21 protein-coding genes are annotated in these 21,337 nt (G+C 68.6%); 17 read left to right on the forward strand and 4 right to left on the reverse strand.

The window, feature by feature from the left end; all coding sequences use genetic code 11:
* Positions 1-34: 34 nt before the first annotated feature.
* The 4 genes from accB to QZM72_RS10010 form a co-directional block, all read right to left on the reverse strand.
* Positions 35-499 (reverse strand): acetyl-CoA carboxylase biotin carboxyl carrier protein, encoded by a 465-nt coding sequence (gene accB / locus QZM72_RS09995; RefSeq protein ID WP_089466633.1) that lies wholly within the window; start codon positions 497-499, stop codon positions 35-37.
* 66 nt (positions 500-565) lie between these two features.
* Entirely contained in the window at positions 566-1,018 is a 453-nt protein-coding gene (gene aroQ, locus QZM72_RS10000) for a type II 3-dehydroquinate dehydratase (protein WP_089466634.1), read from the reverse strand.
* 194 nt (positions 1,019-1,212) lie between these two features.
* A complete protein-coding gene (locus QZM72_RS10005) occupies positions 1,213-1,764 on the reverse strand; it encodes a TlpA disulfide reductase family protein (RefSeq protein WP_089467881.1) in 552 nt (183 codons plus the stop codon).
* Between the two features lie 7 nt (positions 1,765-1,771).
* Positions 1,772-2,416, reverse strand: a complete 645-nt coding sequence (locus QZM72_RS10010) for a UDP-N-acetylmuramate--alanine ligase (RefSeq protein WP_089466635.1) — start codon at positions 2,414-2,416, stop codon at positions 1,772-1,774.
* 245 nt (positions 2,417-2,661) lie between these two features.
* Here QZM72_RS10010 and mpl point away from each other — a divergent pair, with 245 nt between their 5' ends.
* From mpl to pyrF, 17 genes are all read left to right on the forward strand, one after another.
* Complete coding sequence (gene mpl, locus QZM72_RS10015; protein ID WP_301737978.1) at positions 2,662-4,047, forward strand: UDP-N-acetylmuramate:L-alanyl-gamma-D-glutamyl-meso-diaminopimelate ligase; 1,386 nt, start codon at positions 2,662-2,664, stop codon at positions 4,045-4,047.
* Positions 4,044-4,613: a YqiA/YcfP family alpha/beta fold hydrolase gene (locus QZM72_RS10020; protein ID WP_301737979.1), complete on the forward strand. Its 570-nt coding sequence runs from the start codon at positions 4,044-4,046 to the stop codon at positions 4,611-4,613. The genes mpl and QZM72_RS10020 overlap by 4 nt, the downstream gene beginning before the upstream one ends.
* A gap of 80 nt (positions 4,614-4,693) precedes the next feature.
* Entirely contained in the window at positions 4,694-6,778 is a 2,085-nt protein-coding gene (locus tag QZM72_RS10025; RefSeq protein WP_089466637.1) for an RNB domain-containing ribonuclease, read from the forward strand.
* On the forward strand, positions 6,775-7,641 hold the full coding sequence (gene aroE, locus QZM72_RS10030) for a shikimate dehydrogenase (RefSeq protein WP_089466638.1): 867 nt from the start codon (positions 6,775-6,777) through the stop codon (positions 7,639-7,641). The genes QZM72_RS10025 and aroE overlap by 4 nt, the downstream gene beginning before the upstream one ends.
* 14 nt (positions 7,642-7,655) lie before the next feature.
* Positions 7,656-8,393: a monofunctional biosynthetic peptidoglycan transglycosylase gene (gene mtgA / locus QZM72_RS10035; protein WP_089466639.1), complete on the forward strand. Its 738-nt coding sequence runs from the start codon at positions 7,656-7,658 to the stop codon at positions 8,391-8,393.
* Between the two features lie 425 nt (positions 8,394-8,818).
* On the forward strand, positions 8,819-10,429 hold the full coding sequence (locus QZM72_RS10040; protein ID WP_301737980.1) for a S10 family peptidase: 1,611 nt from the start codon (positions 8,819-8,821) through the stop codon (positions 10,427-10,429).
* 79 nt (positions 10,430-10,508) lie between these two features.
* On the forward strand, positions 10,509-10,907 hold the full coding sequence (locus QZM72_RS10045; protein WP_301737982.1) for an EF-hand domain-containing protein: 399 nt from the start codon (positions 10,509-10,511) through the stop codon (positions 10,905-10,907).
* A gap of 350 nt (positions 10,908-11,257) precedes the next feature.
* Entirely contained in the window at positions 11,258-12,157 is a 900-nt protein-coding gene (locus QZM72_RS10050; protein WP_011694140.1) for an IclR family transcriptional regulator, read from the forward strand.
* Complete coding sequence (locus QZM72_RS10055; protein WP_301737983.1) at positions 12,154-13,179, forward strand: 2-dehydro-3-deoxygalactonokinase; 1,026 nt, start codon at positions 12,154-12,156, stop codon at positions 13,177-13,179. Before QZM72_RS10050 ends, QZM72_RS10055 begins: the two co-directional genes overlap by 4 nt.
* 22 nt (positions 13,180-13,201) lie before the next feature.
* Positions 13,202-13,879, forward strand: a complete 678-nt coding sequence (locus QZM72_RS10060) for a 2-dehydro-3-deoxy-6-phosphogalactonate aldolase (RefSeq protein WP_301737984.1) — start codon at positions 13,202-13,204, stop codon at positions 13,877-13,879.
* On the forward strand, positions 13,879-14,658 hold the full coding sequence (locus QZM72_RS10065; protein ID WP_089467883.1) for an SDR family oxidoreductase: 780 nt from the start codon (positions 13,879-13,881) through the stop codon (positions 14,656-14,658). The genes QZM72_RS10060 and QZM72_RS10065 overlap by 1 nt, the downstream gene beginning before the upstream one ends.
* Before the next feature lie 111 nt (positions 14,659-14,769).
* Entirely contained in the window at positions 14,770-15,765 is a 996-nt protein-coding gene (locus tag QZM72_RS10070) for an arabinose ABC transporter substrate-binding protein (protein WP_301737985.1), read from the forward strand.
* Between the two features lie 67 nt (positions 15,766-15,832).
* Positions 15,833-17,344, forward strand: a complete 1,512-nt coding sequence (gene araG, locus QZM72_RS10075; protein ID WP_089466644.1) for an L-arabinose ABC transporter ATP-binding protein AraG — start codon at positions 15,833-15,835, stop codon at positions 17,342-17,344.
* Positions 17,345-17,432: 88 nt separating this feature from the next.
* A complete protein-coding gene (araH, locus tag QZM72_RS10080; protein ID WP_301737987.1) occupies positions 17,433-18,449 on the forward strand; it encodes an L-arabinose ABC transporter permease AraH in 1,017 nt (338 codons plus the stop codon).
* A gap of 29 nt (positions 18,450-18,478) precedes the next feature.
* Positions 18,479-19,288 (forward strand): SDR family NAD(P)-dependent oxidoreductase, encoded by an 810-nt coding sequence (locus QZM72_RS10085; protein ID WP_089466645.1) that lies wholly within the window; start codon positions 18,479-18,481, stop codon positions 19,286-19,288.
* Between the two features lie 49 nt (positions 19,289-19,337).
* Positions 19,338-20,399: an aldose 1-epimerase gene (locus QZM72_RS10090; protein ID WP_089466646.1), complete on the forward strand. Its 1,062-nt coding sequence runs from the start codon at positions 19,338-19,340 to the stop codon at positions 20,397-20,399.
* 39 nt (positions 20,400-20,438) lie between these two features.
* Positions 20,439-21,266 carry an orotidine-5'-phosphate decarboxylase gene (gene pyrF, locus QZM72_RS10095; RefSeq protein WP_089466647.1) on the forward strand — a complete coding sequence of 276 codons (828 nt, stop codon included), beginning with the start codon at positions 20,439-20,441 and terminating at the stop codon, positions 21,264-21,266.
* Positions 21,267-21,337: the final 71 nt, after the last annotated feature.

The following is a 21,337-nucleotide window of genomic DNA, read 5'->3' on the forward strand; positions in this document are numbered from 1 at the left end:
GGCGGCGCGCGGCCGGCAGGGCCGCGCGGCGGGCTTAGCCGATCACGAAAAGCGGCTGGCCGTATTCGACGGCCTGGCCGTTCTCGACGAGGATTTCCTTGATCACGCCGGCCTTGTCCGACTCGATCTCGTTGAGCAGCTTCATCGCTTCGATGATGCAGATCGTCTGGCCTTCCTTGACCGTGTCGCCAGCCTGCACGAACGGGTCGGCGCCCGGCGACGGCGCGCGATAGAACGTGCCGACCATCGGCGACGTCACGACGTGGCCCTGCGGGACGGCCGGTGCGGCGGCTGCCGGCGCAGCCGCACCGTCGGTCGGCGGCGCGGCCGACGGAGCCGGCGCGCTGACTTGCGGGGCATACCCAGCCGTCGGCTGCACGTAGACCGGCGGCGCGTTCTTGACGATGCGCACCTTGCCTTCGCCTTCCGTCACTTCCAGCTCGGAGATGCCGGATTCGGAAACGAGGTCGATCAGAGTTTTCAGCTTACGAAGATCCATCGGGAATTCCCCTTTCAATACGTGAAAGCGCCGGTGAGGGGCCGGCGCTGAATCTAGATCGCGAAATCAGCCGCGCGACGCGCCTTGCAGCTTGTCCAGCGCGTACTCGAGCGCGTACAGATAACCTTTCCAGCCGAGCCCGCAGATCACGCCTTCGGCCTGGTCGGAAAAGTAGGAGTGGTGCCTGAACGCTTCGCGGCGATGCACGTTCGACAGGTGAATCTCGACGAACGGGATGCCGACGCCGGCGATCGCGTCCCGGATCGCAACGCTCGTGTGCGTGTACGCGGCCGGATTGATCAGGATGAAATCGGTCTGTTCCTCCCGCGCGGCCTGGATGCGGTCGACCAGCGCGCCTTCATGGTTGCTCTGGAACGACGACAGTTCGGCGCCGGCTTCCCGGGCGCGCGCGGCAAGCGCCTGATCGATCTGCGCGAGCGTGACGCGGCCGTACACCTCCGGTTCCCGGGTGCCGAGAAGGTTCAGGTTGGGGCCGTGCAGCACCAGCAATCGTGTCATGGTCGCTTCTATTTCTGCGGAATTGCGCGAACTTTAGCGCTATTTAGAGAAATTTGTCTAGTTTTGCCGAACGGCCAGGCGCGCCGAACCCGCAAGAATTACCGGCGCGGGCGCAAAGTATCGGCGAATTCACGCGAAATTGCGGCGATCGACCTGCAAATCGCCGCCAACGCGCGGGCTGCCGTTCGGGCAGATTACAGCGCGTCGAGCGTCTTTTTCAGCTCGGCCGGTTGGATTTGTCCCAATTTTGTCTCGCGGATCTTGCCGGTTTCGTCGATGACGACGGTAAACGGCAGCGCGCCGGCGGTATTTCCAAAATTGCGGGCCAGATCGGCGCCCGCATACCCGCTGACGAAAACCGGATAGTCGACCTTCACCTTCTGCAGGAAGTTCTTCACGTTCTGTTCGGAATCGACGCCGATTCCGACGAAACGGATGCCCTTCTGCTTGTACTGGTGCGACAGCGCGACGAGCTCCGGCATCTCCTCGACGCACGGGCCGCACCACGACGCCCAGAAATTGACCACGACTTTCTGGCCCTTGAAGGCCGCCAGCGTGGCCGGCTTGCCGTCGACGCCGGCGAGCGACGACGCCCACAGCTGGTCGACCGGGTTAAGGTGGGCGGCCGGCGCCGCGACCGCGACGCCGTCGTCGGCCGTGCTGCGGAACCAGTGGCCGGCGGCGATCCCGCCGGCAACGGCGGCGGCCGCGACCACCGCGAGCGCCAACTTGCGTTTCATCATCATCGTTGGATCATTCCGGTTCGGAAGGAGCGTGGCCTGCTTCGACGAGCGCGCGCAGCGCCGCGGCGTCCGCGCGGGCGACGCGGCCGCGCGCATCGGCCTTCACCGCGCCGCGCAGGTCGTCGCTCGCATACAGCGCGAGATGGATGCCGATCGCATCCACGTCGCGTCGCGGGCGCCACAGGAAACTGAGCGTCTCGACGTCGCCGCGGCCCGCGAAATGCCGCGTCTCGGACACGTCGTACTGGACGTTCTGGTTCAGCAGGTAGATCGCGACGTCCTTCGGGTTGTCGGTGAATGCCTGCAAATGGATATCCGAATGCGCGTTCGCGGTGCCGTTCAGCACGGCGCCCGTCACATAAGGATGGAAATCGGCGAGCCGGCGCATCCAGTCGAGCGCGATCTCGCGCAGGCGGCGCAGTTCGTCCGGCTGCGTGTCGCTCTGGAACAGCGCGAGGTATTCGCGCAGTTCTTCCTCGATCTGGTCGTTATCCGGCAGCCATTCGCCGGCAACGCGCACATCGCCCAGTAATTGGCGCGCGGCCTTGCGCTTCGCGCCGGCATAGTCCTGGCCGTCCTCCGCGATCAGGCGGGCGGCGGACTGGGCGATTTCCTCGCGGACGCGCCGCGGGTCGACAAGAGGTTTGCGAGACATGATCCGGCAATCATACTCGATCGCCACGCCGCCCGAGCACGGGCGCCGCGGCCCGCCCTCCGAGGGCGCCGGCGCCGTTCGCGCGTATCGTTCGGGCCGCCGGGCATCGCAGGCCGTCAGTTACAATAGTGTTCTTTGTGTCGCGGCCAGGTCGTTGGCCGGGCGCCGGCCGCACGGCCTCGCCGGCGCGCCGCACACGCATCCTTTCCGAATCGACGGCGCCCGGCGCGCGAAAGCATTCATCTATGCACATCCACATTCTTGGCATCTGCGGCACCTTCATGGGCGGTCTCGCCGTACTCGCGCGCGAGGCGGGCCACACGGTGACGGGTTGCGACGCGGGCGTCTATCCGCCGATGAGCACGCAGCTCGAGGCGCAGGGCATCACGCTGATCGAGGGCTACGGCGCCGAGCAGATCGACCTGAAACCGGACCTGTTCGTGATCGGCAACGTCGTTACGCGCGGCAATCCGCTGATGGAGGCGATCCTCGATCGCGGCCTGCCTTACGTGTCGGGCCCGCAGTGGCTCGGCGAGCACGTGCTCGCCGGCAAGTGGGTGCTCGCGGTCGCGGGCACGCACGGCAAGACGACCACGTCGTCGATGCTCGCCTGGCTGCTGGAAGACGCCGGGCTGAACCCGGGCTTCCTGATCGGCGGCGTGCCGCTGAACTTCGGCGTGTCGGCGCGGCTCACCGATTCGAGCTTCTTCGTGATCGAAGCGGACGAGTACGACACGGCATTCTTCGACAAGCGCTCGAAGTTCGTGCACTACCGGCCGCGCACCGCGGTACTGAACAACCTCGAATTCGATCACGCCGACATCTTCCCCGATCTCGCCGCGATCGAAACGCAATTCCATCATCTGGTGCGCACCGTGCCCGGCGTCGGGCGGATCGTCACGAACGGCCGCTCGGATGCGCTCGAGCGCGTGCTGGCGCGCGGCTGCTGGAGCGAGGTCGAGCGTTTCGGCGTCGACGGCGGCTGGCAAGCGCTGCCGGCCGAGGACGGCGTGCCGGTCGACGAGCGCTTCGCGGTGTATTCGCACGCGGAGCGCGTCGGCGAAGTCGCGTGGCAGGTGCAGGGCGACCACAACCGGATGAATGCGCTCGCGGCGATCGCCGCCGCGCGGCATGTCGGCGTGCCGCCCGCGCAGGCTGCCGTTTCGCTGGCGTCGTTCCGCAACGTGAAGCGCCGCATGGAAGTGCGCGGCAGCGTGGACGGCGTGACCGTCTATGACGATTTCGCGCACCATCCGACCGCGATCGACACCACCATCGCCGGCCTTCGTGCGCGTATCGGCCGCCAGAATGCCCGCATCCTCGCCGTGCTCGAGCCGCGCTCGAACACGATGAAGCTCGGCGTGATGAAGTCGCAATTGCCGGCGAGCCTCGCCGATGCCGATCTCGTATTCGGCTACGGCGCGCCGACCGGGCGCGACGCGCTCGGCTGGAATCTCGCCGAAGCGCTCACGCCGCTCGGCGAGCGCGCGCGCGCATTCGACGATCTGCATCTGCTGGTGAAGGCGGTGGTCGAGGCCGCGCGTCCGGGCGACCACGTGCTCGTGATGAGCAACGGCGGCTTCGGCGGCGTGCACCAGAAGCTGCTCGACGCGCTCGGGAGCCGGCCGTGATTTTGTATCTGCACGGCTTCCGGTCGTCGCCGGAATCGCAGAAGTCGCGCCTGCTCGCCGCGCGCATGGCCGAACTCGGCCGCACCGGCGAGTGGCGGTGCCCGTCGCTGTCGGTGTCGCCGCTCGAGGCGATCGCGGTGGCGGAAGCGGAGGTCGCGGGCGCGCGCGACGTGACCGTGATCGGCAGCTCGCTCGGCGGCTATTACGCGACGCGGCTCGCCGAAAAGCATGGCTGGAAAGCCGTGTTGCTGAATCCGGCGATCGTGCCGCAGCGCGATCTCGAGCAGCATCTGGGCGAGCAGCCGCTGTGGCACGGCGGCGGCACGATCGTCGTCGAGCGCCGTCATCTGCACGAACTCGACGCACTGCGCGTGCCGGCGATCACGCGTGCCGACCGCTACTATCTGTTCGCGGCGACCGGCGACGAAGTGCTCGATTACCGCGAGATGCTCGCCCATTACCCGGGCGCGAAAACCCGCGTGATCGACGGCAGCGATCACGGTATCAGCGAATTTGCCGACTATGTCGACGACGTTCTCGCGTTTTGCGACGGAAAGACGTCATAAACCGGCCACGTGCCGATCGAATTCCCATCATCATGCGGCGCCGCCGATGCGGCGCCCGGCAGTCTGAACGAGAGTACTGAGTGAACGTTTTCTTCGAGGAATCGGGCAGTTTCAAGGCGGGCAGCGTGCTGTCGCGCCAGGGCGACGCGTTTCAGGTCGAGTTGCCCGGCGGGCGGCGGGCAAAGGTGCGCGCGAAAGACGTGCTGATCGAATTCGACAAGCCGGCCGCGGGCGAACTGATGCAGGAGGCCGACACGGCCGCGCAGCAGATCGACCTTGACTTCCTGTGGGAATGCGCGCCGGCCGACGAGTTCGCGTATACGGCGCTCGCCGCCGAATACTTCGGCGCGACGTACGGCCCGGTCGAGCGCGCGGCGCTGGTGCTGCGGCTGCACGGCTCGCCCGTCTATTTCCGCCGCAAGGGGCGCGGCCAGTACCAGCGCGCGCCGGAAGAGCAGCTCAAGATGGCGCTCGCGTCGCTCGAGCGCAAGCGCCAGCAGGCGCTCGTGCAGGCGCAGTATGAAGAAGAACTGAAGGCCGGCAAGCTGCCGGAAGCGTTCGCGGGCAAGGTGCTCGGGCTGCTGACGCGGCCGGACAAGAATTCGATCGAATACAAGGCGATGGAAGCGGCGGCCGGCGCGCGCGGCGTGTCGCCGGCGCGGCTGATGCTCGACTGCGGCGGCATCGAGTCGCCGCGTGCGCTGCACGAAGCACGCTTCCTCGCGGAATTCTTCCCGCACGGCACCGGCTTTCCGCCCGTCACGGTCGGCCCGCTGCCGGACGACCTGCCGCGCGCGAACGTCGAGGCGTTCTCGATCGACGACATCACGACGACCGAAATCGACGACGCGTTCTCGGTCGAGCACCTGTCGGACGGCCGGGTGCGGATCGGCGTGCACATCGCGGCGCCGGCGCTCGGCATCGTGCGCGGCGATCCGGTCGACGCGATCGCGCGCGCGCGCCTGTCGACCGTCTACATGCCGGGCGACAAGATCACGATGCTGCCGGACGACGTCGTCGACGTGTTCACGCTGAAAGAGGGCGATTACCGGCCGGCGCTGTCGCTGTACATCATCGTCAACCGCGAGACGCAGGACATCGTCGCGAACGAAACGCGCGCCGAGCTCGTGTTCGTGAAGAACAACCTGCGCCACAACACGCTCGACGAGCTCGTGAACGAAGAGACGCTCGCGGCCGGCACCGGCGACTATCCGCACAAGGACGACATCGCCGTGCTGTGGCCGCTCGCGCAGGCGCTGTTCGAGAAGCGCCAGGTCGCGCGTGCGGGCTACGGCCTGAAGCGCGAGGTGCAGCGCAACACCGACTACAACTTCTACGTCGAAGGCGAGCACGTGACGATCACGCCGCGCCGCCGCGGCTCGCCGCTCGACCTGATCGTGTCGGAGCTCGCGATCCTCGCGAACTCGACCTGGGGCGCGTTCCTGCACGACCACACGGTGCCGGGCATCTACCGGTCGCAGCGCGGTTTCGGCGCGCCGGGCCCGAAGCGCACGCGGATGCAGACGACGGCCGCGCCGCACGAAGGCCTCGGCGTCGCGCAGTACGCGTGGAGCACGTCGCCGCTGCGCCGCTACGTCGACCTCGTGAACCAGTGGCAACTGCTCGCGTGCGTGCAGCACGGCGTGACCGCGAAGCTCGCCGCGCCGTTCAAGCCGAAGGACGCCGATCTCTACGCGGTCGTGCAGGGCTTCGACGATACGTACACGGCCTACGCCGACTACCAGCGCCGGATGGAGTACTTCTGGTGCCTGCGCTGGCTCGCGCAGGAGCAGAAGAAGCAGGTGGTCGCGAGCGTCGTGAAGGGCGATCTCGTGCGCCTCGAGGACATCCCGCTGCTGTTGCACGTGCCGGGGCTCGGCGTGCATGCGCGCGGCACGCGCGTGCTGCTCGACGTGATGTCGCTCGACGAGCTGACGATCGAGGCGTCGGTGCGCCTGCTGAACGTGCTCGACGCGCCGACCGTGACGAGCGGCGACGCGGCCGACGAAGAGGATGACGCCGAAGGCGGCGACGACACGCTGGTCGACGCGCAAGACGCGTCGGCGCAAACCGACGCCGAGGCGCTGGCCGAATCGGGCGACGCGGCGGCAGAGGGCGGCGAAGCCGCGAGCGGCAACGACGGCGAAGAGGGGCGCGCATCATGAACTCAGCTGTGTCGACGCGCGGCACGGATCGCTATGTCGTGTTCGGCAACCCGGTGGCGCACAGCAAGTCGCCGTTCATCCACGCGCAGTTCGCCGCGCAGACCGGCGAGCCGATCGAGTATACGCACCGGCTCGCGCCGGTCGACGGATTCGAGGCCGCCGTGCGCGCGTTCGTCGCCGAAGGCGGTCGCGGCGCGAACGTGACGGTGCCGTTCAAGCTCGACGCGCATGCGCTCGCCGACACGCTGTCGCCGCGCGCGGCGGCGGCAGGCGCGGTGAATACGCTGTGCATCGACGCGGACGGCCGCCTCCACGGCGACAACACCGACGGCGTCGGCCTCGTGCGCGACATCGAAGCGAATCTCGGCGTGTCGCTCGCGGGTGCGCGCATCCTGCTGCTCGGCGCGGGCGGCGCCGCGCGCGGCGTCGTGCTGCCGCTGCTCGACCGCGCGCCGCTGTCGCTCACGATCGTGAACCGCACCGCGAGCAAGGCCGAAGCGCTCGTCGGCCAGTTCATGCAGGCCGCGCACGATGCGGGCTGCACGCTCGCGGGCGGCGGCCCCGGCGTCGTGCGAGCGGAGCCGTACGACGTGGTGATCAATGCGACGGCCGGCAGCCTCGATGCCGCGCTGCCGGAATGCGACGCGGCCGCGTTCGGCGCGGGCACGCTCGCGTACGACATGATGTACGGCGCGCAGCCGACGGTGTTCATGCAGCACGCGGCGTCGCTCGGCGCGCGCACGTCCGACGGGCTCGGGATGCTGGTGGAGCAGGCGGCCGAATCGTTCTTCCTCTGGCGCGGCGTGCGGCCGGACGGCGCGCCGGTGCTGGCCGCGCTGCGCCAGGCGCTCGCGGCGAACTGAACGGAGCGCGGCACGTGGCGGCGGTGAGCGGCACGCAGCGCACGCGGACGGTGAGCGTCGCGCGCTGGATCGTCTATGCGGGATCGGTGTTCGCGCTCGCGTGGCTCGCGACGCAGCTGTTCTATCTCGCGCAGATCGCGCTATGGTCGTTCGTGAACCCGGGCTCGACCGCGTTCATGCGCACCGACGCGTGGTGGCTGTCGCGCGACACGCCGCCCGCGCAGATCCGGCACCAGTGGGTGCCGTACGACCAGATCTCGCGCAACCTGAAGCGCGCGCTGATCGCGTCCGAGGATTCGACCTTCGCGACCAACAACGGCTATGACGTCGACGCGATCCTGCAGGCGTGGGAGAAGAACAAGGCGCGCGGCAGGATCGTCGCGGGCGGCTCGACGATCACGCAGCAGCTCGCACGCAACCTGTTCCTGTCGCGCGAGAAAAGCTACATCCGCAAGGGGCAGGAGCTGATCATCACGTGGATGCTCGAAACGGTGCTCGACAAGGAGCGCATCTTCGAGATCTACCTGAATTCGGTCGAATGGGGACGCGGCGTGTACGGCGCGGAAGCGGCCGCGCGCTATTACTACAAGATTCCCGCGAGCCGGCTCGGGGCGTGGCAGTCGGCGCGCCTCGCGGTGATGCTGCCGAAGCCGCGCTGGTTCGATGCGCATCGCGGCTCGGCCTACCAGGCGCAGCGGGCCGCGATCATCGCACGCCGGATGGGTGCGGCCGAGCTGCCGCCATCCGAGTAAGCGGCGCGCCGGCGCCGCTGTATTGTCCATTGTGCCGTTCGCGCAGGATTGCTGCGCTGCAGCGCAGTCATGACGCGCGCATTTCGTGCCGTATCCGTTAGACGAATTCGTCTATTTCGCTTGACTGAGCAATGCCTGGCGACTGCGCGATTTTGTTGATCGACATCGTACGAAATCGCTGCTTTTTTAGGCATCGCGGGTAAACGCGAAAGTCGATGAAAGCGACGTGAAATGCAACGTTTCGCGAATCGAAGCATTCCTGAAAGGTGTGCGCTGCACCGGTTGCGTGCCGAATATTTCCAAATTTTTCAAAGCCGGCGGCCTCGCGTATATTGGCCGGCGCCTCGGCTCATCGGCCGCAATCGAGGCGGGGGGCGGCTTATCCGGCTGCTCGACATAAAAAACATCCGAGAAGGAACGCAACGATGCCAGCGAGCAAAGCGAAGCTGTTGTTGGGAGTGGTGTGTTCTTCGCTGATTCTGACGGCCTGCAATGACGACGTGACGTCGTCGTCCGCAGCGAGCGCCGCCAATTCAGCCGATTCCGCCGGTCAGGTCGACCGCGCGTACAACGATCCAAACAGTTATTCGTCGAGCGCCAACGCGTCGCTCGATGCATCCGCCGCGGTCGAGAAGGCCGCCGTCACGCACCATCAGATCACGCTGAACGGCAAGACGATCCGGTACACGGCCACGGCCGGCCACCTCGTCGCCCGCAATCCGCAGACGGGCGCGCCCGAAGCCTCGTTCTTCTACGTCGCGTACACGGCCGACAACCAGCCCGCCGCGAAGCGGCCCGTCACGTTCCTGTACAACGGCGGCCCCGGCTCGGCGTCGGTGTGGCTGCACCTCGGCTCGTTCGGCCCGCGCCGGATCCAGACCGGCGACCCGAACGCGAACACGTCGAGGTTCCCGTTCGTCGACAACCAGGAAACCCTGCTCGACACGACCGACCTCGTGTTCGTCGATGCGATCGGCACCGGCTTCTCGGAAGCGGTCGCGCCGAACACGAACCAGACGTTCTGGGGCGTCGACCAGGACGCCGGCGCGTTCCGCGATTTCGTGACGCGGTACCTGAGCGTGAACCAGCGCAACGATTCGCCGAAATACCTGTTCGGCGAATCGTACGGCACGCCGCGCACCGACGTGCTCGCGAACCTGCTCGAGACGGCCGGCGTGAAGCTCGACGGCATCGTGCTGCAGTCGTCGATCCTGAACTACAACACGAACTGCGACATGGCGAGCGACTATGTCGGCAACTCGAACAACGGCGCGAGCCCGGTGAGCTGCGCGGGCTTCGTGCCGTCGTACGGCACGGTCGGCGCGTACTACCAGCTCGACAACCCGAACCCGTCGAACCTGCCGCAGTATGCGGACCAGATGCGCCTGCTGACGGCCGGCAGCTACGCGCCCGCCGTGAACGCATACCTCGCGAGTCATACGCCGCCGCCGCCGAATCTCGTCACGACGATGGCGAATTCGACCGGCGTGAAGCAGACGTTGTGGAATGCGGACTTCAACGTGGTGCCGACCTTCTTCGACAACAGCTTCCAGTTGTCGCTGCTGCCGGGCACGCTGATCGGCCGCTACGACGCGCGCGTGAACGTGCCCGTGTCGAGCCCGCTCGCGGCCGACGGCGATCCGTCCAGCTCGTTCATCACGAAGCCGTTCACCGACACGATCGGCAGCTACCTGCCGAACGAGCTAAAGTACACCGCGCAGTCGGCCTACTCGGTGAGCAGCAATGCGATCAACACGTGGGACTGGACGCACGACGGCCTCGCGATGCCCGACACGATCCCCGATCTGGCCGCGGCGCTGACGCTGAACCCGGCGCTGAAGGTGCTGTCGCTGAACGGGTATCACGACATCGCGACGCCGTTCTACCAGACCGAGCTCGACCTCGCGCGGCTCGGCACGCAGCCGAACCTGACGATCAAGGACTATCAGGGCGGGCACATGGTCTATCTCGACGATACGTCGCGTCCGCAGGAGAAAGCCGACCTCGTGACCTTCTACAACGCGGCCGCGCACTGATGCGCTACGCCGGCGACGGGCGCCCGGGGCGGCGCCGCTCGCCGGCCGTCGACGACCTCATTCCAGACTGGAGCCTGACATGAAGAATCGTTTCATCGTCGTTGCCGCGGCACTCGCATGCGTCGGCACCGCCGCATCCCTTTCCGCGTTCGCGCAGGCGAGCGACGCCGTCGCGCCGGCGCGTGCGCGCCAGGCGCAGCTCGGCGATCCGTACGTGCCGCCGGCCGCGCGCCACCCGACCGCCGGCACGCAGACGACCGGCGCCGCGCTGCATGCGCAGGTGGTGCGCAAGCTCGCGCGGCAGTTCAGTGCGGCCGACACGCAGAACACGGGTTCGATCACCGAGTCGCAGGCGCGCGCGGCTGGCCTCGGCTATGTCGCGAATCACTTCCGGCAGATCGACGCGGGCGGCAGCGGCCGCGTGTCGTTCGCCGACGTCCAGCGCTACATGCAGGCGCGCAGCACGAGCCAGCAGTAAGCGCGGGGCGGCGTGAACAAACGGGGGCGGAACCTGCGACACGGCAGGTCCCGCCCCCGTGCGCATGGCGCGGCCGGCGCAGCGGGCCCGCCGCCGATTCCGCCTGGATTCTCATTATCTGGACAACGCATTCAAATATTGGAGACGAGTGCGTGCGCTCCTACAATCCGAAGCACATCGACAGCTTCGGACCCACGCATCGCGCGGCGCCCGTCGCACACGGAGACACCTTCCATGAAGTTCGCCGGGCGCCTTACTCGGTGCATCGACCGCCGCCACGCCGCCGCACCGGACGCAGTTTCGGCGCCGCGCGAGCGGCTTCACCGATTCCGTTGAAGACGCCCCGTTCCATGACCAAGATGCCAGATTCCCTTGCCCTCGACGCCCGGCGCGCGATGCCGGCCGATACGTCGCTGACCGACAGCATCGGCGCGACCAGCACGCCGCTCGACCTCGCCGCGCAGCAGGCCGGCACGCAGACGCTGCTGCGCGGCCTCGCGATCCTCGAGGCGATCGCGAACGGCGCGCGTGACATGCGTGCGATCGGCGCCGCGCTCGGCACGACGCGCAGCACGACGCACCGGCTCGTCAGCAGCCTCGTGCAGGCGCGCTATCTGCGCCAGGTGCAGGGCGGCTACCTGCTCGGCCCGAAGCTGATCGAGCTCGGCACGATCGCGCTCGAGCAGATGCCGCTCACCGCGGTGGCGCGTCCGCATCTGGAAGCGCTCGCGGAAGCGACGCTCGACACGATCCACCTCGGCGTGCGCGACGGCGACGACGTGCTGTACATCGACAAGATTCCCGGCACGCGCGGCCTCGAGATGCGCTCGCGCGTCGGCCACCGGATGCCGCTCGCGTCGACCGGCATCGGCAAGGCGATGATGCTCGACCTCGATCCGGACCTGTGGCGCTCGCTGTTCGAGGCCGCGCGGCGCGCGCTGGCCGGCGTCAACTTCAAGCCCGACAACCGGCCCGAGACGAGCGCGTTCCTGCAGCGCATGGCCCATTACGCGGCCGGCGGCTATACGTTCGATCTCGAGGAAAACGAGGCGTCGATCCGCTGCGTGGCCGCGCCGATCCGCGACGCGTCGGGTGCGATCGTCGCGGCGGTGTCGGTCGCGAGCACGATTCCGTACATGCCGCATGACCGCATGGACGAACTGATTCCGCTCGTGCAGCGCGAAGCGCGAGCCATTTCCGCGGAACTGGGCTGGAGCCCGCCGCAGGGTACCCGCAGGATCAAACGATGACGACTTCGACCCGGCCCGTTCCGGATGCCAGTTCCGCCTCCCCGTCGCTGATCGCGCTCGACTGGGGCACCACGTCGCTGCGCGCGTATCTGTACGACGCGCACGGCGTGCCGATCGACACGCGCAGCCGGGCGGCCGGCGTGATGCACGTGCCGGGCGGCGGCGCGCGGGCGTTCGACGCGGTGTTCGAGGAAGCGTGCGGCGACTGGCTCGACCGTACGCCCGGGCTGCCGGTGCTCGCCGCCGGGATGGTCGGCAGCGCGCAGGGCTGGCGCGAAGCGCCGTACGTCGCGGTGCCGGCCGGCGCCGACGCGCTCGTCGCGGGCCTCATCACGGTGACGACGGCGCGCGGCGCGACGGTCTCGATCGTGCCGGGCGTGATCGCGACGGGCGAATTGCCCGACGTGATGCGCGGCGAAGAAACGCAGATCGTCGGCGCGCTCGCGAGCGATCCCTCGCTTGGCGCCGATCGTTCAGGCGTACTGATCGGCCTGCCGGGCACGCATGCGAAATGGGCGTGGGTGAAGGACGGGCTGATCGAACGCTTCCAGACCTTCATGACCGGCGAGCTGTTCGCGGTGCTGCGCGACCACACGATCCTCGGCCGCACGATGCGCGCGAGCGAATCGCCCGATCGCGCGGCGTTCTTGCGCGGCGTGGCGGTCGCACGCGGCGCGCAGCGCACGGGCCTGCTCGCGACGATTTTCAGCACGCGCACGCTGGGGCTGACCGACCGGCTCGCGCCCGATGCGCAGGGCGACTATCTGTCCGGCTTGCTGATCGGCCATGAGCTCAACGCGCTCGACGCGATGCTCGCTGAGCGCGGCATCGCGCTCGCGGACCAGCCGCTGCTGCTGATCGGCGACGACGGCTTGTGCTCGCGCTACGTCGATGCGCTGCGGGTATTCGGCCATGCGCATGCGCGTGTCGCCCCGCATGCGACCGAGCGCGGCCTGTGGCGGATCGCGTCGCGCGCCGGGCTCGTGCGCGCGGACGGCGAACCCGTCTGTGCCGACCAGTGAACTGCTTGAAGAGGAATTGCCGATGCCGTCCGACCTGACCTTGCCCGCACCGTACACGCCCCACGCCGCGTTGATGCGCGCGTTCGATGCGTGTCCGCTGATCGCGATCATGCGCGGCATCACGCCCGCCGAAGCGGCCGACCATGGCCGGGCGCTGTACGAAGCCGGCTTCCGGATCGTCGAGGTGCCGCTCAACTCGCCCGATCCGTTCGACAGCATCGCGGCGCTGCGCCGCGCGCTGCCCGACGACATGATCGTCGGCGCGGGCACCGTGCTGCGCGCCGAGTACGTCGATCGCGTGCAGGACGCGGGCGGCGCGCTGATCGTGATGCCGCACGGCGACGCGGCGGTGATCCGCCGGGCGCGCGAGCGCGGGCTGGCGAGCGCGCCGGGCGTCGCGACGCCGACCGAAGCGTTCGCGGCGCTGACGAACGGCGCCGACGTGCTGAAGATGTTCCCGGCCGAGCAGCTCGGCGTGACGGTCGTGAAGGCGTGGCGCGCGGTGATCGATCGCGCGGTGCCGCTGATTCCGGTCGGCGGCATTTCGCCGGACAACATGCAGCCGTTCCTCGCGGCCGGCGCGAACGGCTTCGGGCTCGGCTCGGCGCTGTACCGGCCCGGCCAGTCGGCCGACACGACCGCGGCGAATGCGCGCGCGTTCCAGGCCGGCCTGCGCGTCGCGCGCGGCGGAGCCGCATGATGGGCCGCCTCGCGGGCAAGGTCGCGATGGTGACGGGCGCGGGCCGCGGCATCGGCGCCGCGATCGCGCGTGCGTTCGTGCGTGAAGGCGCGGCCGTCGCGCTCGTCGATCTCGACTTCCCGCAGGCCCAGCACACGGCCGCCGCGATCGCACACGAATGCGACGGCGCGCGCGTGCTGCCGCTGCACGCGGACGTCGCGCGGCAGCAGGCGGTGCGCGACGCGCTCGCGCAGGCGGAAGCGGCATTCGGCCCGCTCGACGTGCTCGTGAACAACGCGGGCATCAACGTGTTCGCCGATCCGCTGACGATGACCGACGACGACTGGCGCCGCTGCTTCGCGGTCGATCTCGACGGCGTATGGCACGGCTGCCGCGCGGCGCTGGAGGGCATGGTCGAGCGCGGACGCGGCAGCATCGTGAACATCGCGTCGACGCATGCGTTCAGAATCATCCCGGGCTGCTTTCCGTACCCGGTCGCGAAGCACGGCGTGCTCGGCCTCACGCGCGCGCTCGGCATCGAATACGCGGCGCGCAACGTGCGCGTAAACGCGATCGCGCCGGGTTACATCGAGACGCAACTGACGCGCGACTGGTGGGACGCGCAGCCCGATCCGGCCGCCGCGCGCGCCGAGACGCTCGCGCTGCAGCCGATGAAGCGCATCGGGAAACCGGAGGAGGTCGCGATGACGGCCGTGTTCCTCGCGTCCGACGAGGCGCCGTTCATCAATGCCGCGTGCATCACCGTCGACGGCGGGCGCGCGGCGCTGTATCACGACTGACGCGATTGACGTAACGATTCGAAAGACCGCACGTGCGAGAGCCGCGCGCACGCTGCGTCGAAACCAACAAGCGGCTGCATCCTGTTCGATGAAAACAAGGAGACACTGGAGATGAAACGCAGAACGTTCGTAACGCTGGCCGCCGCGGCGGCAGTGGTGATGGGCAGCCCCGTCGCGCACGCGGCCGACCCGGTCAAGATCGGCTTCCTCGTGAAGCAGCCGGAAGAGCCGTGGTTCCAGGACGAATGGAAATTCGCCGAGATCGCCGCGAAGCAGAAGGGCTTCACGCTCGTGAAGATCGGCGCGCCGTCCGGCGAGAAGGTGATGAGCGCGATCGACAACCTGTCCGCGCAGAAGGCGCAGGGCTTCATCATCTGCACGCCCGACGTGAAGCTCGGGCCGGGCATCGTCGCGAAGGCGAAGTCGCACAACCTGAAGATGATGACGGTCGACGACCGCCTCGTCGACGGCGCGGGCAAGCCGATCGAGTCGGTGCCGCACATGGGGATTTCGGCCTACAACATCGGCAAGCAGGTCGGCGACGGCATCGCGGCCGAGATCAAGAAGCGCGGCTGGGACATGAAGGACGTCGGCGCGATCGACATCACCTACGAGCAACTGCCGACCGCGCACGACCGCACGAGCGGCGCGACCGACGCACTGGTGGCCGCGGGCTTCCCGAAGGCCAACGTGGTCGCGGCGCCGCAGGCGAAGACCGACACCGAGAACGCGTTCAACGCGGCGAACATCGCGCTCACGAAGAACCCGCAGTACAAGCACTGGGTCGCGTACGGCCTGAACGACGAGGCCGTGCTCGGCGCGGTGCGCGCGGCCGAAGGGCGCGGCTTCAAGGCCGACAACATGATCGGCATCGGCATCGGCGGTTCCGATTCGGCGTTGAACGAGTTCAAGAAGCCGCAGCCGACGGGCTTCTACGGCACCGTGATCATCAGCCCGAAGCGCCACGGCGAGGAAACCGCGGACCTGATGTACACGTGGATCACGCAAGGCAAGGCGCCGCCGCCGTTGACGCTGACGACGGGCATGCTCGCGACGCGCGAGAACGTGTCGAAGGTGCGCGAGGAGATGGGGCTCGCATCGAAGTAAGCGGCCCGCCGGCTGACGCGGCGACGCGGCGGCCGGCGGTCGATCGATCTGGAAGTGGGGAGACGACGTGTCAGCGGCACTGCGTTTTGACAATATCGGCAAGGTATTTCCCGGCGTGCGCGCACTCGACGGCATTTCGTTCGACGTGCATGCGGGCGAGGTGCATGGCCTGATGGGCGAGAACGGCGCGGGCAAGTCGACGCTGCTGAAGATTCTCGGCGGCGAATACCAGCCCGATACGGGCAGCGTGCTGGTCGACGGCCAGCCCGTGCAGTTCGCGAATGCGGCCGCGTCGATCGCGGCCGGCATCGCGGTGATTCACCAGGAGTTGCAGTACGTGCCCGACCTGACGGTCGCGGAAAACCTGCTGCTCGGCCGCCTGCCGAACGCGTTCGGCTGGGTCAGGAAGCGCGAGGCGAAGCGTTACGTGCGCGAGCGGCTCGCCGAGATGGGTGTCGATCTCGATCCCGACGCGCGGCTCGGGCGGCTGTCGATCGCGCAGCGGCAGATGGTCGAGATCTGCAAGGCGCTGATGCGCAATGCGCGCGTGATCGCGCTCGACGAACCGACGAGCTCGCTGTCGCATCGCGAGACGGAAGTGCTGTTCAAGCTGGTCGACGACCTGCGCGCGCAGGGCCGTGCGCTGATCTACATCTCGCACCGGATGGACGAGATCTATCGGCTGTGCGATGCATGCACGATCTTTCGCGACGGGCGCAAGATCGCGTCGCACGAAGCGCTGGCCGACGTGCCGCGCGAGCGGCTCGTCGCCGAGATGGTCGGGCGCGAGATCGCGGACATCTACCATTACGCGCCGCGCGCGCTCGGCGACGTGCGGTTCTCCGCCGAAGGCATCGACGGCCCGGCGCTGCGCGAACCGGCGAGCTTCTCGGTGCGCGCGGGCGAGATCGTCGGCTTCTTCGGGCTCGTCGGCGCGGGCCGCAGCGAGCTGATGCGGCTCGTGTACGGCGCGGACCGCCGGCGCGCGGGCGTGCTGACGCTCGACGGCAAGCGCATCGACGTGAAGCGCACCGGCGACGCGATCCGCCACGGCATCGTGCTGTGCCCCGAGGACCGCAAGGAAGAAGGGATCATCGCGATCGCGTCGGTCGCGGAGAACATCAACATCAGCTGCCGCCGCCATTCGCTGCGCGCGGGCCTCTTCATCAACGGCAAGGCCGAAAGCGCGACGGCCGACCGCTTCATCCAGCGGCTGAAGATCAAGACGCCGAACCGGCGGCAGAAGATCCGGTTCCTGTCGGGCGGCAACCAGCAGAAGGCGATCCTGTCGCGCTGGCTCGCGGAGCCCGACCTGAAGGTCGTGATCCTCGACGAGCCGACGCGCGGGATCGACGTCGGCGCGAAGCACGAGATCTACGACGTGATCTACCGGCTCGCGGAGCGCGGCTGCGCGATCGTGATGGTGTCGTCGGAACTGCCGGAAGTGCTCGGCGTGTCCGACCGCATCGTCGTGATGCGCGAAGGCCGGATCGCCGGCGAGCTGCCGCGCGAACAGGCGAACGAGCACGCGGTGCTGAACCTCGCGCTGCCGCAGACGAGCGCGGCCGAGGCGGCCTGACGCGGCCGGCTACGTCCGGACAAGCCCGGGACATTCGAATCGAACACGCGCGGCGCGGGCCGCGCGATGCAGGAGCAGGAGACACACCATGCAAGCCAACGAAAACCTTGCCAGCGCCGCCGTGAAGCCGCCGGCCGATGCGCTGGTGCCGCAGCAGAGCGACCGCCAGAAGTGGTGGCAGCATCTGACCGAATACAGCCTGATCGCGATCTTCGCGGTGATGTTCATCACGATGTCGCTGACCGTCGATCACTTCTTCTCGATCGACAACATGCTCGGCCTCGCGCTGTCGATCTCGCAGATCGGCATGGTCGCGTGCACGATGATGTTCTGTCTCGCGTCGCGCGACTTCGACCTGTCGATCGGCTCGACCGTCGCGTTCTCGGGCGTGCTGTGCGCGATGGTGCTGAACGCGACCGACAACACGTTCGTCGCGATCGTCGCGGCGGTCGCGGCCGGCGCGGCGATCGGCTTCGTGAACGGCGCGGTGATCGCGTACCTGCGCATCAACGCGCTGATCACGACGCTCGCGACGATGGAGATCGTGCGCGGGCTCGGCTTCATCGTGTCGAAGGGGCAGGCGGTCGGCGTGTCGTCGGATACGTTCATCGCGCTCGGCGGGCTGTCGATGTTCGGCGTGTCGCTGCCGATCTGGGTCACGCTGCTGTGCTTCATCGGGTTCGGCGTGCTGCTGAACCAGACCGTCTATGGCCGCAACACGCTCGCGATCGGCGGCAACCCGGAAGCGTCGCGGCTCGCGGGGATCAACGTCGAACGCACGCGCGTGTACATCTTCCTGATCCAGGGCGCGGTGACCGCGCTCGCGGGCGTGATTCTCGCGTCGCGCATCACGTCGGGCCAGCCGAACGCCGCGCAGGGCTTCGAGCTGAACGTGATCTCCGCATGCGTGCTCGGCGGCGTGTCGCTGATGGGCGGCCGCGCGACGATCTCGGGCGTCGTGATCGGCGTGCTGATCATGGGCACCGTCGAGAACGTGATGAACCTGCTGAACATCGACGCGTTTTACCAGTACCTGGTGCGCGGCGCGATCCTGCTCGCGGCCGTGCTGCTCGACCAGCTGAAGAACCGCGGCGTACGCGACTGACCCGACCTGCTTCCACGGAGACGATCCGCATGACCATCGACACATCCGCGCAGGGCACGCCCGCGGCGGCGAGCGACGCGCGCTATGCGCGCTACCCGAGCCTCGAGGATCGCGCGGTGCTGATCACGGGCGGCGCGACCGGCATCGGCGCGTCGTTCGTCGAGCACTTCGCCGAACAGGGCGCGCGCGTCGCGTTCGTCGACCTCGACGCGGCGGCCGGCGCCGCGCTCGCCGAACGCCTCGCGCACGGGCGCCACGCGCCGCTGTTCCTGTCCTGCGACCTGACCGACGTCGACGCGCTGCGCCGCGCGATCGACGCGATCCGCGCGCGCATCGGCGCGATCGCGGTGCTCGTGAACAACGCGGCGAACGACGCACGCCATGCGATCGGCGACGTGACGCCCGCGTCGTTCGATGCCGGCATCGCGGTGAACCTGCGTCACCAGTTCTTCGCCGCGCAGGCGGTGATCGACGACATGAAGCGGCAGGGCGGCGGCTCGATCGTCAATCTCGGCTCGATCAGCTGGATGCTGAAGAACGGCGGCTATCCCGTCTACGTGATGGCGAAGGCGGCCGTCCAGGGCCTGACGCGCGGCCTCGCGCGCGATCTCGGCCCGTTCGGCATCCGCGTGAATTCGCTGGTGCCCGGCTGGGTGATGACCGACAAGCAGCGCCGGCTGTGGCTCGACGACGCGGGCCGCGCGGCGATCAAGGCCGGCCAGTGCATCGACGCCGAATTGCTGCCGGACGACCTCGCCCGGATGGCGCTGTTTCTCGCGGCCGACGACAGCCGGATGATCACCGCGCAGGACGTGATCGTCGACGGCGGCTGGGCCTGACCGCTCGCACGACCCGCATCGTTTCTTCGACGAAGGAAAGGAGCTCACCATGACCGCCACGTCCTCGCGCGCATCGTCGTCCACCAGCCAGTCGCGCCGCGCGCGCCTGGCCGCCGCCGCCCAGCCGGTCAGCCCCGGCCCGCAGACGGCCGTGTTCGCGCAGGGCGTCGGCGCCGCGCCCGCGGCGGTCGTCACGCTGTCGAATGCGTCGCTGCGGCTCGACGTGCTGCCGCACCTCGGCGGCGGCATCGCGCGCTTCGACTGGCGCGGCGAGAACGGCGCGCTGATGCCGGTGTTCCGCCGGTGCGAGCACCCTGAGACGGCGACGGACCCGAACGAGCTCGCGTGCTATCCGCTGCTGCCGTACTCGAACCGGATCGGCGACGGGCGCTTCGAATGCGACGGGCGCAAGGTCGCCGTGCCGCGCAACCGCCGCGACGAGCCGCTGCCGATTCACGGCGACGGCTGGCTCGCGCCGTGGCAGGTGGACGATGCGACCGACGCGTCGCTGCAACTGTCGCTCGACCATGCCGCCGGCGCGCCGTACGCGTTCCGCGCGATCCAGTCGTTCGAACTCGACGATGCGACGCTGTCGATCGCGCTGACGATCGAGAACGCGGGGCGCACGCGGCTGCCGTTCGGGCTCGGCGTGCATCCGTTCCTCGTGCGCGATGCGGTGACGGAACTCGCCGCGGCGGCGGGCGGGCTGTGGCTGTCGGGCGCCGATTTCCTGCCGGTGCGGCACGTCAGCGTGCCGCCGGCCTGGCAGTTCGGCGTCGCGTATCCGCTGCCGGCCGCGCTCGTCAATCACGCGTTCACCGGCTGGGGCGGTCACGCGACGGTGAGCTGGCCGCGCCGCCGGCTGTCGCTGACCGTCGCGGCCGACGCCGACGCGTACGTGCTCTATACGCCGCCCGGCGAGGATTTCTTCTGCTTCGAGCCGGTCGACCATCCGATCAACGCGGTGAACCTGCCGGGCGGCGCGACCGCGCACGGGATGACGCTGCTCGCGCCCGGCGAGCGGCTGACGCGGCGTTTCGCGTTCACCGTCGGGCGCACCGATGCGCGCAGCAATGCCGCGACGCGCGAGGGACGCCGGCGACACGGGTAAAATACGCGGTCTACCAACGGTCTGCCGCGAGTATCCGCCATGTCTTCCCCGCTTACTTTCATTGAATCGCTGCGCGCCGCGTGGCAGCGCACGAATTCGCTGCTGTGCGTCGGCCTCGATCCCGAGCCGTCGCGCTTTCCCGTGCAGTTCGACGGCCAGCCCGACGCGATCTTCGAATTCTGCCGGCAGATCGTCGATGCGACCGCGCAGTACGCGAGCGCGTTCAAGCCGCAGATCGCGTATTTCGCCGCGCATCGCGCCGAAGACCAGCTCGAGCGGCTGATCGCGCATATCCATCTCCAGCATCCGGGCCTGCCCGTGATCCTCGACGCGAAGCGCGGCGACATCGGCAGCACGGCCGAGCAGTACGCGCGCGAAGCGTTCGAGCGCTATCGCGCCGATGCCGTCACGGTGAACCCGTACATGGGCTACGACTCGGTCGAGCCGTACTTCGAGCATGAAGGCAAGGGCGTGATCGTGCTGTGCCGCACGTCGAACCCGGGCGGCTCGGACCTGCAGTTCCTCGATACGAACGGGCGGCCGCTGTATCAGGTCGTGGCCGATCTCGCGGCGAACAAGTGGAACGCGAAGAACGGCCAGCTCGGCCTCGTGGTCGGCGCGACGTTCCCGAAGGAAATCGAGGTCGTGCGCGGAATCGTCGGCGACATGCCGCTCCTGATCCCCGGCATCGGCGCGCAGGGCGGCGACGTGCAGGCGACCGTCAACGCGGGCCGCACGGCCGACGGCACCGGGATGATGATCAACTCGTCGCGGGCGATCCTGTACGCGAGCAAGGGCGAGGATTTCGCCGAAGCCGCCGCGCTCGCCGCGCAGAAGACGCGCGACACGATCAACGCGCATCGCTGAAATACGGGCCGCCCGGTCGGGCGGCCTCGCATCGCCGGCCCCGCGTTCGCGGGCCGCGCGCTTTCATCGCG

The sequence above is a fragment of the Burkholderia sp. AU45388 genome (genome assembly GCF_030481585.1).
GTDB classification, from domain to species: Bacteria; Pseudomonadota; Gammaproteobacteria; order Burkholderiales; family Burkholderiaceae; genus Burkholderia; species Burkholderia sola.

What these genes read in the sequence shown, in the direction of transcription:
- QZM72_RS10090 (WP_089466646.1), top strand. Translation starts at nt 19,338, where the DNA reads ATGACCGCCACGTCCTCGCGCGCATCGTCGTCCACCAGCCAGTCGCGC.
- QZM72_RS10005 (WP_089467881.1), bottom strand. Translation starts at nt 1,764, where the DNA reads ATGATGATGAAACGCAAGTTGGCGCTCGCGGTGGTCGCGGCCGCCGCC.
- araH (WP_301737987.1), top strand. Translation starts at nt 17,433, where the DNA reads ATGCAAGCCAACGAAAACCTTGCCAGCGCCGCCGTGAAGCCGCCGGCC.
- QZM72_RS10070 (WP_301737985.1), top strand. Translation starts at nt 14,770, where the DNA reads ATGAAACGCAGAACGTTCGTAACGCTGGCCGCCGCGGCGGCAGTGGTG.
- mpl (WP_301737978.1), top strand. Translation starts at nt 2,662, where the DNA reads ATGCACATCCACATTCTTGGCATCTGCGGCACCTTCATGGGCGGTCTC.
- QZM72_RS10010 (WP_089466635.1), bottom strand. Translation starts at nt 2,416, where the DNA reads ATGTCTCGCAAACCTCTTGTCGACCCGCGGCGCGTCCGCGAGGAAATC.
- QZM72_RS10065 (WP_089467883.1), top strand. Translation starts at nt 13,879, where the DNA reads ATGGGCCGCCTCGCGGGCAAGGTCGCGATGGTGACGGGCGCGGGCCGC.
- QZM72_RS10040 (WP_301737980.1), top strand. Translation starts at nt 8,819, where the DNA reads ATGCCAGCGAGCAAAGCGAAGCTGTTGTTGGGAGTGGTGTGTTCTTCG.
- pyrF (WP_089466647.1), top strand. Translation starts at nt 20,439, where the DNA reads ATGTCTTCCCCGCTTACTTTCATTGAATCGCTGCGCGCCGCGTGGCAG.
- aroQ (WP_089466634.1), bottom strand. Translation starts at nt 1,018, where the DNA reads ATGACACGATTGCTGGTGCTGCACGGCCCCAACCTGAACCTTCTCGGC.
- accB (WP_089466633.1), bottom strand. Translation starts at nt 499, where the DNA reads ATGGATCTTCGTAAGCTGAAAACTCTGATCGACCTCGTTTCCGAATCC.
- aroE (WP_089466638.1), top strand. Translation starts at nt 6,775, where the DNA reads ATGAACTCAGCTGTGTCGACGCGCGGCACGGATCGCTATGTCGTGTTC.
- QZM72_RS10085 (WP_089466645.1), top strand. Translation starts at nt 18,479, where the DNA reads ATGACCATCGACACATCCGCGCAGGGCACGCCCGCGGCGGCGAGCGAC.
- QZM72_RS10060 (WP_301737984.1), top strand. Translation starts at nt 13,202, where the DNA reads ATGCCGTCCGACCTGACCTTGCCCGCACCGTACACGCCCCACGCCGCG.
- QZM72_RS10050 (WP_011694140.1), top strand. Translation starts at nt 11,258, where the DNA reads ATGACCAAGATGCCAGATTCCCTTGCCCTCGACGCCCGGCGCGCGATG.
- QZM72_RS10045 (WP_301737982.1), top strand. Translation starts at nt 10,509, where the DNA reads ATGAAGAATCGTTTCATCGTCGTTGCCGCGGCACTCGCATGCGTCGGC.
- QZM72_RS10055 (WP_301737983.1), top strand. Translation starts at nt 12,154, where the DNA reads ATGACGACTTCGACCCGGCCCGTTCCGGATGCCAGTTCCGCCTCCCCG.